General features: G+C 45.9%; 16 protein-coding genes, 1 tRNA gene and 1 pseudogene. 10 read left to right on the forward strand and 8 right to left on the reverse strand.

Annotated features, from left to right (window positions below; genetic code table 11):
- A partial coding sequence (locus HZB31_15385) for an ABC transporter substrate-binding protein (GenBank protein ID MBI5849305.1) occupies positions 1 to 1,117 on the reverse strand: 1,117 nt, incomplete at its 3' end.
- Between the two features lie 293 nt (positions 1,118 to 1,410).
- Here HZB31_15385 and HZB31_15390 point away from each other — a divergent pair.
- Both HZB31_15390 and HZB31_15395 read left to right on the forward strand, forming a co-directional pair.
- On the forward strand, positions 1,411 to 2,817 hold the full coding sequence (locus HZB31_15390) for an NAD-dependent malic enzyme (GenBank protein MBI5849306.1): 1,407 nt from the start codon (positions 1,411 to 1,413) through the stop codon (positions 2,815 to 2,817).
- A gap of 106 nt (positions 2,818 to 2,923) precedes the next feature.
- Complete coding sequence (locus HZB31_15395) at positions 2,924 to 3,859, forward strand: TIGR01212 family radical SAM protein (protein MBI5849307.1); 936 nt, start codon at positions 2,924 to 2,926, stop codon at positions 3,857 to 3,859.
- Here HZB31_15395 and HZB31_15400 read toward each other — a convergent pair.
- Positions 3,856 to 4,359, reverse strand: a complete 504-nt coding sequence (locus HZB31_15400) for a nitroreductase (protein MBI5849308.1) — start codon at positions 4,357 to 4,359, stop codon at positions 3,856 to 3,858. The genes HZB31_15395 and HZB31_15400 overlap by 4 nt on opposite strands.
- A gap of 52 nt (positions 4,360 to 4,411) precedes the next feature.
- Here HZB31_15400 and HZB31_15405 point away from each other — a divergent pair, with 52 nt between their 5' ends.
- Positions 4,412 to 4,561 (forward strand): NifU family protein, encoded by a 150-nt coding sequence (locus HZB31_15405; GenBank protein MBI5849309.1) that lies wholly within the window; start codon positions 4,412 to 4,414, stop codon positions 4,559 to 4,561.
- Between the two features lie 163 nt (positions 4,562 to 4,724).
- Here the strand turns inward: HZB31_15405 and HZB31_15410 are convergent, their stop codons facing one another.
- Positions 4,725 to 5,453, reverse strand: coding sequence for a hypothetical protein (locus HZB31_15410; protein MBI5849310.1), 729 nt, complete (start codon positions 5,451 to 5,453; stop codon positions 4,725 to 4,727).
- A gap of 165 nt (positions 5,454 to 5,618) precedes the next feature.
- On the opposite strand from HZB31_15410, the gene HZB31_15415 reads away from it, so the two are divergent.
- Positions 5,619 to 5,695: transfer RNA gene (locus HZB31_15415), tRNA-Arg, on the forward strand.
- Between the two features lie 110 nt (positions 5,696 to 5,805).
- Here the strand turns inward: HZB31_15415 and HZB31_15420 are convergent.
- The 3 genes and pseudogenes from HZB31_15420 to HZB31_15430 all read right to left on the reverse strand — a co-directional run bounded on the left by HZB31_15420 (position 5,806) and on the right by HZB31_15430 (position 7,259).
- Positions 5,806 to 6,789: pseudogene (locus HZB31_15420) on the reverse strand (site-specific integrase).
- Position 6,790: 1 nt separating this feature from the next.
- Positions 6,791 to 6,958: a helix-turn-helix domain-containing protein gene (locus tag HZB31_15425; GenBank protein MBI5849311.1), complete on the reverse strand. Its 168-nt coding sequence runs from the start codon at positions 6,956 to 6,958 to the stop codon at positions 6,791 to 6,793.
- Between the two features lie 4 nt (positions 6,959 to 6,962).
- Positions 6,963 to 7,259, reverse strand: a complete 297-nt coding sequence (locus tag HZB31_15430; protein ID MBI5849312.1) for a hypothetical protein — start codon at positions 7,257 to 7,259, stop codon at positions 6,963 to 6,965.
- A gap of 184 nt (positions 7,260 to 7,443) precedes the next feature.
- Between HZB31_15430 and HZB31_15435 the strand changes: the two genes are divergently transcribed.
- From HZB31_15435 to HZB31_15445, 3 genes are read left to right on the forward strand one after another with little or no spacing between them, the layout of a single operon-like run.
- Positions 7,444 to 7,701 carry a type II toxin-antitoxin system HicA family toxin gene (locus HZB31_15435; GenBank protein MBI5849313.1) on the forward strand — a complete coding sequence of 86 codons (258 nt, stop codon included), beginning with the start codon at positions 7,444 to 7,446 and terminating at the stop codon, positions 7,699 to 7,701.
- 1 nt (position 7,702) lies between these two features.
- Entirely contained in the window at positions 7,703 to 8,200 is a 498-nt protein-coding gene (locus HZB31_15440) for a type II toxin-antitoxin system HicB family antitoxin (GenBank protein MBI5849314.1), read from the forward strand.
- Complete coding sequence (locus HZB31_15445) at positions 8,200 to 8,613, forward strand: hypothetical protein (protein MBI5849315.1); 414 nt, start codon at positions 8,200 to 8,202, stop codon at positions 8,611 to 8,613. Before HZB31_15440 ends, HZB31_15445 begins: the two co-directional genes overlap by 1 nt.
- 278 nt (positions 8,614 to 8,891) lie before the next feature.
- Here HZB31_15445 and HZB31_15450 read toward each other — a convergent pair whose 3' ends face one another.
- Positions 8,892 to 9,476: a hypothetical protein gene (locus tag HZB31_15450; GenBank protein MBI5849316.1), complete on the reverse strand. Its 585-nt coding sequence runs from the start codon at positions 9,474 to 9,476 to the stop codon at positions 8,892 to 8,894.
- Between the two features lie 790 nt (positions 9,477 to 10,266).
- Between HZB31_15450 and HZB31_15455 the strand changes: the two genes are divergently transcribed.
- The 3 genes from HZB31_15455 (at position 10,267) to HZB31_15465 (ending at position 11,224) form a co-directional block, all read left to right on the forward strand.
- On the forward strand, positions 10,267 to 10,542 hold the full coding sequence (locus HZB31_15455) for an HU family DNA-binding protein (GenBank protein ID MBI5849317.1): 276 nt from the start codon (positions 10,267 to 10,269) through the stop codon (positions 10,540 to 10,542).
- Between the two features lie 118 nt (positions 10,543 to 10,660).
- Positions 10,661 to 10,867, forward strand: coding sequence for a hypothetical protein (locus tag HZB31_15460; protein ID MBI5849318.1), 207 nt, complete (start codon positions 10,661 to 10,663; stop codon positions 10,865 to 10,867).
- A gap of 36 nt (positions 10,868 to 10,903) precedes the next feature.
- Positions 10,904 to 11,224, forward strand: coding sequence for a hypothetical protein (locus HZB31_15465; protein ID MBI5849319.1), 321 nt, complete (start codon positions 10,904 to 10,906; stop codon positions 11,222 to 11,224).
- A gap of 9 nt (positions 11,225 to 11,233) precedes the next feature.
- Here the strand turns inward: HZB31_15465 and glgP are convergent, their stop codons facing one another.
- Entirely contained in the window at positions 11,234 to 12,958 is a 1,725-nt protein-coding gene (gene glgP / locus HZB31_15470) for an alpha-glucan family phosphorylase (GenBank protein MBI5849320.1), read from the reverse strand.
- Positions 12,959 to 13,064 lie beyond the last annotated feature (106 nt).

Raw genomic sequence — 13,064 nt, forward strand, 5'->3', positions numbered from 1 at the left:
CATGCTCGCCTTTAATGACCTGCAGCACATAGGTATCAGAGAAATTCTGGTTCTGATATCCTTCCTTGTCTTCGAATTTGACAGGGCCGAAAGCTGTTGACATGTTCGTTGCTTTAAGGGCAGCACGTATGCCCTCAGGAGTCCAGTCCTTTGCCTTTTCGAGAGCCTCTTTTGACACGAAAAGGGCAGAATAGGCAGATGCGCCGTGATAGGAAGGATAGTCGCCATATTTTTTCTTATACTTTTCTGCATATTCTTTTGAGCCTGGATATTTAAGCTGTGTTGTCCAGAGCGTTGCAGTGATCACATATTCTGCCGCGTCCTTTGCATTGTCTATGAACTCCGGAATTGCGAAACCTGCAGCCCCTCCTGCAAAAAGCTTTGCATCGATCCTCAGCTCCTTGATCTGTTTCATAAGGAGCGAAGCATCCATAACATAGGAAACCATAAAAAGAACATCAGGCTGGGTTGCCTTAACTTTTGAAAGGAGCGGTTTAAAATCAACAGAGCCAGCCTCATACTTTTCTTTCAATACCACCTTAATGCCGGCCTTCTCCGCATCTCTCGCCATGCCGTCAGCACCTGAGGTGCCGAATGCGGAGCTTTCAAAGAGAATGGCCATGGTTTTCGGTTTGACCACCTTTTTAATAAAGTCGATAACAGAGTCACTGTAGTGAGCATTGACCGGGTTCTGGCGGAAGACATACTTATAGTTCTTCTGGGTGATATCATCGTCAGCGCTTGCAACTACGAGATAGGGTGTTTTTCGCTCCTCGGCGACTGCGGCAACAGCCTTTGCGCAGGCAGATGTATACTCTCCCACAATGATCGGCTGTTTCTTTGTATCAATAAGCTTTTCGACGATGGCGCGGGCTGTCTCAGGCTTGGCGCCTGAATCTTCAAAGGACAGGTTGAGTTTCTTTTTCTTTATGCCGCCTTTGGCATTGATCTCTTCTGCTGCGATCTCATAGGATTTCTTCATCATCTCACCAAACTTTGCCTGTTTGCCGGTCAGAGGCAGAGGGATAACGAGGTCAAAGGTATCGGCTGCGAAAAGGGACGATGCAAAGAGGCTCAGCACAAAGGAGATCATAATGCTAAGGGTCAGACGTTTCATAACTCCTCCTAAGGGGTTTATATCAGCCGTTGCAGACTGAGTTATAATCGTATAATAAAATTTTATAGAATCTGCTTTAGAAATGCAAGAGATAAAGGTTAAGCAGTTGACGGGCCCTTCCTTAAGTATTGTCCTGGTCATTAGGCAGATGCGTATAACCGTCTCTAAGCTTCCCTGCGGAAAGGCTGCAAGATGCCGACTGAACATACTTTTGATATCGGGCCTGACAATAGTCTTGCGCATTATACGACGAACTATGGATAATAAATAATCTTTGAACTTCGGAGGTAACCATGTCTCACCAGCCAAGCCCAAGCTACAGCATCACCCTGCGTCTCGAGATAGAGAACCGCATCGGCAAGTTTGCACAGATAGCTACCGTGCTGAGTCAGGCAGGCGGCGACCTTGGTTCTGTCGATATCGTGCGTGTTGAAAAAGGCAAGATCATCAGGGATGTTACGGTCAATGCCCGCGATGCAGAACATGAGCAGGCCATTGTTCATGCCATAAAAGAGATTGACGGGGTCAAAGTCATCAGGGTCATGGACATGACTTTTTCTGTCCATCAGGGCGGGAAAATCGAGATCCATAACAAGATCGCCGTGAGGGACCGGTCTGACCTTTCGAAAGTCTATACGCCCGGTGTTGCCAGGATCTGCATGGACATCCATGAACATAAAGAGCATGCGTACCGGTACACAATCAAGGGGAATGCAGTGGCTATTGTTACTGACGGCACCGCTGTGTTAGGACTGGGCGACATCGGGCCTGAGGCTGCGATGCCGGTCATGGAAGGCAAGGATATGCTCTTCAAGGAATTCGGCGGCATTGATGCCTTTCCGATTGCGCTTAACACCAAGGACACGGAAGAGATCATTGCTACGGTGAAAAACATCGCGGTTCCTTTTGGCGGCATCAATCTTGAGGACATCTCTGCCCCGCGCTGTTTTGAGGTAGAGATGCGTCTGCGCGAGATGCTTGATATTCCGGTGTTCCATGATGATCAGCACGGAACCGCAGTTGTTGTGCTTTCCGCGCTTATCAATGTCGGACGCCTGCTTAAAAAGGATATCCGGAAATTCCGCATTGTCATTGCAGGGGCAGGGGCCGCCGGCATTGCCAATGCCAACATGCTTTCTGCCTACGGCATAAAAGACATTATTGTCTGTGACAGAACCGGCGCTATCTACCACGGTCGAAAGCAGTATATGAACCCATACAAGAAGCTGCTTGCAAAGAAGACCAATCCACGGAAAATTAAGGGAAGCATCCTCGATGCCCTGACAGGGGCCAATGTCTTCATCGGTCTGTCAGGCCCCAACGTGATCGCTGCTGATGATATCAGGAAGATGGCGAAGGGCCCGGTTGTGTTTGCCCTGGCAAATCCGGAACCGGAGGTATCGCCTGAAGATGCCCTGCCTTTGGCGCGGATACTTGCTACCGGCAGATCAGACTACCCAAACCAGATAAATAATGTGTTAGGCTTTCCCGGCATATTCCGGGGCCTCCTTGATGTTAAGGCAAAAGGCGTTAATGAGGCGGTCAAGTTCGCTGCTGCTGAGGCTATCGCGCATGTGATTACAGACGATGAGCTGCATGAGGACTATATCATCCCGAGCATTTTTGACCGGAAGGTGGGATCATCTGTTGCCCATGCCGTTGCAGAGGCAGCGCGGAAAACAGGGCTCGCACGCCACTGACAACCGGCCGACTCCCATAAACTGCAGTACAGCACTGTCCTGCCAGGGATCTTTTTCTGTCCATCCCGCTGTTTGACAGGAAATTAGTAAAGGATGATAATTGACTATGCAGAGATATAATTCATTCGGTGCGCATATGCGCCGGACCTTCGGCACAACAGTGTACAAAGTCAATGTTGATGCTGGATTTACCTGCCCAAACAGGGATGGCACCCTCGGCTTTTCGGGCTGCATTTATTGCAACAACGACAGTTTCCGGCCAAGTTCCTGCAAGCCTTCGGTATCCATACCCGAGCAGGTCAGAAACGGCATCAGCCATACAAAAAAACGTTTTCAGGCGGCCAAGTTCCTTGTCTATTTTCAGGCCTATACCAACACATATGCCCCTGTTGAGCAACTGGAAAAGCTTTATACTGAGGCCCTCTCTTCTGGACCTGATGTAATAGGTCTTGCGATCGGCACACGGCCGGACGCGGTTGATCCGGAGAAAATCAGGATGCTTGAGTCTATTGCATCAAAATACTTCGTGCTCATCGAGTACGGTCTGCAGTCAATGCATGACAAAAGCCTCGAGTTCATACAGCGGGGCCATGATTATCATTCCTTTCTCCGGGCAATAGAAATGACTAAAAACAGGGGTATCCATATTGGAGCCCATCTTATCGCAGGATTCCCGACAGAGACCCGTCAGGAGACGCTCGCCATGGCTGAGGAGATGTCATCGCTGCCGATCGAATTTCTAAAAATCCATCAACTTCAGATCATTAAGGATACACCTTTGGCCAAAATGTACAAAGACAATCCATTCCCGGTGTTTGGGTATCAGGAATATCTCGATTTTGTCGTTGATTTTGTGGAGAGAACCGCGCCGCATATTGTGTTGCAGCGGCTTTTTGCCACCGCACCTGATGATATTCTCATTGCGCCTGCATGGGGGAAAAACAGACACCAGATTCTCAGTGACATTGAAAAAAACCTTGCGGTAAGGGATACCGCTCAGGGGAAAAAGTTCAGTCTTCAATCGGTCGCTGCAAAGAGCTAATCGCGGTATACGACCAGACCTTTCAATTCTTTTCTTTTTGTTGCCCTGGGCATTTCATCAGGATATCCCATAGCAATGACAGCCATAAGCTCCAGTTCCTCAGGCAGGCCAAGGATCTTCTTGATTTGTTCATTGCTCCTGATAATCTCACCGAGCCAGACTGCGCCTAATCCAAGGGCATGAATCTCAAGCAGCATGTTCTGCAGGCAGGCCCCGATAGACTGTATGTCCTTCTCCCGATGATAGCTCTTTGCCGTATCAAGGAATACCGGTATCAGCGCCTGCGCTGCAAGAACGATTTTTGCGTAATGAGTCAGCGAGGAGATCCTGGTAATCGTTGCCTTATCAGTCACAACCGCAAAGCGCCAGGCCTGGTTGTTCAGCCCTGATGGAGCCCATCTTCCGGCTTCAAGGACTTTTTCTATCAGCTCTTCAGGAATCCGATCAGACTTGAATTTTCTGACGCTGCGTCGGCTCTTTATAAGGTCAAGCATGTCCAAAGTGACTCCAATCTGTTACAATTATTAGCTCATTTTCAGTAAAAGGAGACTTATGGAAAATATAGAGAAAGATGTACAGAAAATCAAGCAGATCATAGAAGAGCTGAAGCCCCAATATACGACTCTTGGCGGCGATATCGAATTTGTCGATATAAAAGATCAGGATGTCAGGATACGGCCTACCGGATATTGCTGGCGTTGACACATGACCCGCATGGACCTGGTCAGGGCCATAGGTGAACGGATCAAGGCTGAGATACCGTGGGTAAAGATGGTTGTTGTCGCACCTCAGGATGTGGCCTCTCAAAAATAATTCGAAGTTCTCATTATGCGACTGTACAATACCCTTAAGGCCGGCCCCCGTCTTAATTGGGCTTTCCGTTTAGATGATTGACAAAGTCCTGAACGGTCTTCTCAGCAGCAAACATTATCTCCTCTTTCAGGAGGCTGAGATCATTTGCTTCGAGTTCCTCGACTGACATGCCCCTGTCATAATCTTCTGACAGATAAATATAGCTCTTCTGCCAGAGAACCTCGCCCTGAGGGTCTTTCATGGTTACTACAGTCTTTGACATAAATCCGTCACAAAAAACTCCCTTTTCCATCCCCCGATCCAGTATGATGCCACCGCGTGTGAGGTCGATGCTCCCGTAAGCGAGACGCTTAACATCGAGTTCGATTGTCGTTATTTTCTCATTTTCGTTAGTTTCTTCCTTAATCGGTTCCCTGACAGCTGAAAGTTTGGGCCAGTCCGGTTTGGTTTGCTGGACGCTTTCGAGAAACTTATCCATGACTATGGAACCGAAGTCAGGGATAAGGCTCTGGGTCGTGGCTCCACGTGATTTGCCATAAGCATCGCCCACCACGAAAAGGGCCGAGCCGCCGGGTACCGCCAGAGTAGCCAACGCCATGACCCCTGTCTCTGTGCCTGAGGATTTGAGAATCCCGGGAGTTTCGAAACGAACCATTTTAATCGGTCCTCGTGCCGTCTGCTCCTGGTTAAGAAGCGCCTGGTTGGACGTTGAAGCACACCCCTGATTCAGAAAAAGGGCAGTAATAATGATCAGGAGAGACCATGAATATCTTTTGTGCATGATAAAACCTCCTTACATCAATACGTATTATGCTATCAGGCTCCAGGCATTGTAAAGCAGGAATATGAAGGGGGCTGCTGAAGATTGAATCGGTTGACACATAACCATAAACAGATATAAGATATTTTGCTGTTGTTGCACTTTTTTCTGCGTTGCGATGCAAATGCCCCCTTAGCTCAGTCGGATAGAGCACAGGTTTCCTAAACCTGGGGCCGCATGTTCGAATCATGCAGGGGGCACCATTATTTTTCAAGGAGTTACGGGCTTCATAATCCCTCTTAATTTTCTCGGTGTCCACACAGGTGTCCATTCTTCCCTCAATCTTCTTGATTTCCTCCTTTCTATAAGATTGTGTTAAGTGACCATAATGCTTTATGGTTGTCTCTATCGATGCATGGCCCATCCATGCCTGAACTGTTGCCAGTGATACCCCATCCATCACGCAATTGGAACCGAATGTTCTTCTTAGATCATGGATAGTAATATTCTCGATTTTGGCCCTTTTTGCCGCAGATTGAAAAGACCTTTTAAAGTCTTTGAACCTTAGACCCTGTTTGTCGCAGAAAATATATTCTCCACGTCTTGGCAGTGAATTCAGAATATCAAGAGCATGCTTATTGAGGTCTAAATACCGAGACTTGTCATATTTCGCGATTTCGGCCCTGACCAAGAGCTGCTTATTCTCAAAATCAATATCCAGCCATTTGATGGAAAGCAACTCTGCTTTTCTCAATCCAGTATTCAGGTCAAAGATTATCAAGGGGAGAATATGAGGGGCCTTTTCTTCATTCCCTGCAGACTTAATAAGTGCATCCTGTTCCCATCTTTCAAGAATTCTTTTTCTGCCATTGATCTTGAACCTTTTGATCTTATGGACAGGATTAAACAGAGCCTTTCTCCATTCAACCGCTTTTGAAAAGATACCGCTTATAGTGTTGATCTCGTTATTTATCGTGTTGTCAGCAGCTTTGCCTATGCGCTCTTTCTTGTATATCTCGACCATGAGGGAACTGATTTCATGCAGCTGCTTATCACCAAAATAAGTCTTCAGCTTGATACAGATTCCCCTTAAATCCGATTCGCTCTTAAGGCCCTTTGCATGGATAGGCAGATATTCTTTATCAACAAATTCAGAGAATTTGACCTTGGGCATGTAGCGATCCGGTAATTTTTTTCTCTTAGCAGCTTCATTTTGTCTTTCCCTCAGCAGCTCCTTTGCAAAGGGGAAGTCAAGTAAGCCGGTGCTTTCACGAACACGCTTTCCGTGCTCGTCGTAATAATCTATGTAATAGATTCCACGATTCTTTGTTTTGTCGAACTTCTTGAAGATTGCCATCTCAGATGCCCTTCTGTTCAAGTTCCATGATATAGGATTCCGGGAACCTAACAAGACGCCCAAGCTTTAGAGGTTTTAATTTTTTTTTCATAACCCAGTTGCGCAGAGTATTGACAGGAAGCTTCCACCTTTCGGCAAGGTCTTTATATGTGAGCATTTTGACTGACATGTTACTATTTCTCTTTTTTCTTGCCCTTCACTGAGCCTTTTGCTTTTTCTATCGAGTCATCTATCTTTTTAAATGTTGGCCCCCAATGTTCTATGAGTCTTTCTCGAAAGTCTTCCCCTTCCTTCGTGCTATCCAGCCATTGCTGTAATTCAGTGTCAGTTAATTCTCTGCCTTCTTTAATTTCTTTAAACGCTGCTTTTACTAAAAAGGTCAGAACCTCGGAAATGGAGACTTTACGCGGAAGCTCCTGCAATAAATCATAGATTTCTTTGTCAATTGTTACGGTCATTCTTTCTTTCATAATATCTGCCTTTCATTGTATATTACTTCCTATTAGCACTAATCATATATCATACTTATTAGCTTGTCAAGCGTTAGCTTTAATTATATCCATCGTATTCTACAATTATATTCTTGACATGTGGTTCCAAATATGGTATCAATATAGGCAAATTGATTACTGATAGTTAATAGGAAACAGCTAATTGAACAAACGATGTTTAAAACTTCTTGATGAAGCGAGAAATAATCCAGATGGGCTCAGATTTTCAGAGCTACAAAAACTATGCGAATGTGCAGGTTTATACCATGACAGAACAAACGGTTCGCACTTCATATATAAAAGCGGATTTTTGCCTTTCCCCGTCTCCATCCAAAAACTTCATGATGGGAAAGCTAAAGGGTATCAGGTGGAAAAGATAATAGACATTATTGATGAATACAATCTAGGAATCGAGGACTAATATGCTTAAATATTCTGTTTCTATCCAATGGAGCGATAGTGATAATGGATTCATTGCATTTGTGCCAGAATTGCCCGGGCTCAGTGCTTTTGGTAATTCTCAAGAAGAAGCTGTCGCTGAGCTTCACATTGCCGCTGATGCATATATAGAATCTCTGCGCGATTCCGAACAGCAACTCCCAGAGCCAACTAAAGTTATTCGATACAGTGGACAATTAAGGCTAAGAATGCCCAAGTGGCTTCATGCCAAACTCTCTAGATCAGCTGAAATTGATAACGTCTCATTAAATACTTATATTGTTACCTTATTATCTGAACGTAACGGTGAAAAGGAAGCAAATAATCTCGTCAAAGAATTACTTCAAAATATATATAGGCATCACGCTTTAATAACACAAGTAAAGGCGGACACTACATATTTAATTTCAGCAAACCAAGAACTGATACGCCCCTCCCTGGCGGAGAACTCATTCCCAATTATAGGAGGAAATTATAATTAATGATTAAACATGTCTGGACAATTTTATGCGAAAAAATTATTACCGATCAGCAAACTAATCAAACGAGCTACCTTACAGCATTAGAAGGTGTTAACACTGGGACTTTTCCCGCTGCGATCCCATATATCGCATTAGGAGTTTTGTGGTTCAAAGATTCTGTTGATGAGGAACCTCTAAAATTCAGAATAATATTAATATCCCCGAATAAAGATGAAAAAACTTTACTAGAAACCGAACAAGTTCTAAAGGCTGGTAACCATCGTACTAATATCGTGCTGAACGGCTATCCGGTGCAAGCAGCTGGCACGTACTTTTTTAAAGTGCAGGTGTTAAAAGAGAATTTATGGACAACCGCAAGTGAAACGCCGCTTGTTATTTCCTTAGTAGATCAATCAGCTACCAAGAAGAAATAATTTGTTTCCCTGCTTGTTTCAGTTTCGAGTATGACAATATATTCTTTCCAGTGAGATATGGTTACTAATAATAAACCCCTGCCCGGCTCTGGCTCTCCAGCGATAGCTGGCGGCGCCGCCTCCGGGCAGAACAGCCTACAAAAACATTGAAACGTAGCAGAGAATGGGCATAAAAGCATTACTCCGCTATGCCCGAGTAACGTAAAACGAGATTTTAGACGTGGCTGGACTTTCTTCTAATAGGAGGGGCTGCTTCGGGTTAGGTCTTTTGGTGGGCGTCAGGCATCGCTCAGTGTTAAGGCCTTATACCTCATAAGGCTTCGAACAAACGACATGCCGCCCCAGATGATCTCAGGAAGGAATTGCCCCTTGTAGCGGATGCCCCACGAACGAAGCCTTGCTATATACCATCTGCGAAGCAAACGTGCCTGTCTTTTCAGAGAGCGTTCATCTCCATACAAAACAACGCTTTTAACTTTCTCAACAAGTCCCCGCGAGTGCATCCAGAACCGGCCGGCGTTCTTTATGTGCTCAGGAATAACCTTTTGATCATTTTTCTTGAAATAGCCAATCATATAACTCTCTGCCTCGGCTTGACTGATAAACATTCGCTTGACGTTCCTATGCCCTTTACGCAGCATTTCACGATAACGCACTCTGTCAGGTTCAAGCCTATAATCACTATCATCGACAATGAACTGTATGGACGTTCCGGCCTGCAAGTGTCGAGGATCACCTGAACCGACAACATCGAACCACATACGAGATAATTCTTGTCGATCAATAATGCCCGTTACTAAAATATGGAAATGAGGCGCACCACGTTCTTGAAACTCCATAACAGAGAACCACAGGAAACCCATCCTCTTTAATCTCTTTCCAAAGGTGTCTAAGTGCCTCTTAAACTCTCTCCCGTCTTCAGGGTAATCAGCAGGATAGGTAAGGCAGATAATGGCTCTGGTAAGGTGTATGGAGTTCCCAAGGGCAAATTTGCACCGCTTTGCCGATAGCTTTGAGAAATGATTAATCTTTCCACGAGGGTTTGTCTTTTCTTTTTTGGTACTCGGATGACCAGAGATGAATCTTATCTTCAAGTCTCGATGGTATTGTTCTATTCTTAAAAATGGCTCAATGCTGCAGAGTGAATGTGGGACATCAGACGTTTCTTCGATTCTGTCCTTAGAAGACAAACATCTTTTGTTGATACGATAAACTTTGCATTTCTTGACCGGAGATAGGCAATCGCCTATACTTCCTGTTGAGTGATTCAATTTCTTTTTTCAAGAGGGGCATGTTCCAGCATGCCCTTTCTGCTTAATCAGCCAGTCATAAAACCGTGTCCATACAGGTGTCCATCGCCGGTCAATATCCGCTGATTCTTATAAATGAAGATCAACAAAGACAAACAATGGACAAATGAACTATCTTTTGATTACAACTGGTTAATTAATCAGAAGTATTTGGGGATATGGACGGAATGCTACTTAAGCTTTTTCCTAAACCTGGGGCCGCATGTTCGAATCATGCAGGGGGCACCACCTAATTCTTTCATAAATTTGTTCGACTTCCCAAATTCCATTGACAGGGTGAACCCTCTTTAAATATGATTAACGGCAGAGATTCAGTTAATAATCCCAATAGGAGGTTTAGGTTATGACAAAGGCAGAACTCATCGAAAAGATGGCAGAGGCATCAGACTGCACCAAGGCTTGCGCAGGCAAGGCACTTGACGGCGCTATCGAGGCAATCATCAAGTCGGTCAAGAAGGGCGACAAGGTTTCCCTTGTAGGCTTCGGCACCTTCTCGCAGTCAAAGAGGAAAGCAAGGACAGGAAGAAATCCTCAGACGGGCAAGGCCATCAAGATTGCAGCGAAGAAGCTCCCCAAGTTCAGCGCAGGCAAGGCATTCAAGGATGCAGTAAACAAGTAGTCAGATCAGGAATAACAGAGAAGCCCTGGAGGAGAAATCATCCGGGGCTTTTTTTGTGATGGAAATCTTAATGTGGCATAACATGCTTCCTTGAGTCTCTGAACGTTATAATAAGGTAATGAGATATAGCCACAAAGACAGCCACTATTCTGAAGCAACGGGCAAACTTCATATCCTCTGTCCGCATCGGGACAAGACTGGCATCTCCGTGCATGTTGTTATCAAAGGAGGACACTGCTACCGCTCAAAGCAGTGTATGGTGATCAACTGCAAGTTCAATGTCCTCCAGGCAGATCTTCAGTGCCTGCTCTCTCTTGCCTGGTAAGAGGCGACAAGGATTCCGTAATAAGATAAGACTGCAATGGCAAGACTCTATATTCTTCAACTGCTCGCCGGCATTGCCGGGGGCTTTATGGCCGCCAATAAGGGAAGGAGTATTCCCTTTTGGTTTATGGTCTGCCTTATCCTGCCTTTGCTCACCATTATTATTTTTATCCTGCCGTCTTTAAAGGCTGACACGGCCGGAAGGCGATGTCCCAACTGTTCACATCCCCTACGCAAACATGAAGACAGATGCAGCCACTGCGGCTGGCAGAAGCCGATTGAATTGGTTCAGTGCAGCTCATGCGGAAGCTTTGTGTCCGGGCAGGAGAACTGTCCGGCCTGCAGCAGGAAAAGATAACGCGGAATATTAGCGGATGTATGCCTCGGTTACATACCTTCTCATCATGCGGTGTGAGTTAAAGTAGTATGCGTTTTTTCCGATCGCATTCTGCATCATGCGGATCCAGGTATGACGCTCGTTATGATAAAGCGGTATGAGCATATGCTCAAGCTTGTGATAGAGATCTTCAGCATCGCGCGCATCCGCATCCGCCCCCGGGGTCAGTTCCTGGGGCGCAGGACCGATTGACCATCCGGTAAAGCCCTCGATGTGACCCTCTATCCACCATCCGTCCAGTACGCTGAAGTTCATCACCCCATTATGGGTCGCCTTCATGCCGCTTGTCCCTGATGCCTCAAGAGGTCTCAACGGTGTGTTCAGCCATACGTCAACACCTGAGACTATTTTAAGGGCGGTCTCCATATTATAGTTCTGCAGGTACACGATCTTTATTTTATCCTTCAGTTTTTCTTTGTAATTAAAAATGTTCTGTATGAGCTGTTTGCCGGGCGTATCATGAGGATGTGCCTTGCCGGCATAGACAATCTGGAGCTTGCCCGAGGCTATCCGTTCAAAGCGTTCCAGATCCCTGAAAAGAAGGTCTGCTCTTTTGTATGCGGTTGCCCTCCGTGCAAAACCAAGCGTCAGAATATCAGGAGAAAGCTCAACGTCCGTCTGCTCCCTGACATAGGTGATAAGATGCTGCTTCGCCTCAGCATGGGCTTTCCACAACTTCTCGTCCGGTATGCGACCGATTCTCACAAACAGCTCAGGTTCATTCGCCCATCCCGGCAGATATTCGTCATAAAGTTTTTTGAAACTGTCGCAGGTCCAGGTAAAAGAGTGCACGCCGTTTGTGATTGCATGGATCTCATATCCGGGGAACATGCTTTTGGATACTTCGCCATGCTTCTTGGCTACACCATTAATGTAACGACTGAGATTCAGGGCAAGCAGTGTCATATTAAGTCCATCCCTGCCAGCCAATTCATGGAGAAGCGAAAGTGGTACGATCTCTCCCATCGTTTTCATTACCAGATCATAGGGGAATTTATCATGGCCTGCCTCAACAGGCGTATGAGTTGTAAAGACACACAGGTTTTTTACGCTTCGCTTATCCCAGACCAGTTTTTCATCCCAGACATCTTCGATCGGCTTTTTGTATCTGTTGAGAAGTTCCAGGAGAAGGAAGCTCGCGTGGCCTTCGTTCATATGATATTTCTTGATATCGAACTCCATCTCATGGAGCATGCGCACACCACCCAGGCCCAGAACAATCTCCTGCTTCAGCCTATATGCTTTGTCGCCGCCGTACAGATGTGCAGTGATCTCCCTGTTTTCCGTTGTATTGGCAGGAAGATTCGTATCAAGAAAAAAGACAGGGATGCTGCCGCCGGTCAGGCTCTTGACATTGTAGAGCCAGGCCTGCACCTGAACATCTTTACCTTCTATCTGGACCGCAACTCTATAGGGAAGGAGCCGCATATAGTCAGCAGGGTCCCAAACTGCAGGGTGCTCGATCTGCTTGCCTGAGGCGTCTATCTCCTGGGTGAAGTAGCCTTTTCTGCTCATCAGCGTAACTGCAACCATCGGCAGCTTTAGGTCAGCGCCCGAGCGAATCGTATCGCCTGCAAGAACACCAAGTCCGCCGCTATAGGTAGGGATGTCGTTATGCACGCCTATTTCCATAGAAAAATAGGCGATCTTTGGTTCCCGGGTAAGTTCCTGGATAAGTTCCTGCGCCTCAGTCATAGCTGTCTATTCTAAGCTATTTCCCGGAGAGAAACAATCATTTGAAGAAGGCAGGTATTTTTCAAAAAAAGAACTACAACTATTTTTTTAAGTTTGCGTCCCTTTT

Source organism: Nitrospirota bacterium (assembly GCA_016235245.1).
GTDB lineage: Bacteria > Nitrospirota > Thermodesulfovibrionia > Thermodesulfovibrionales > UBA6898 > UBA6898.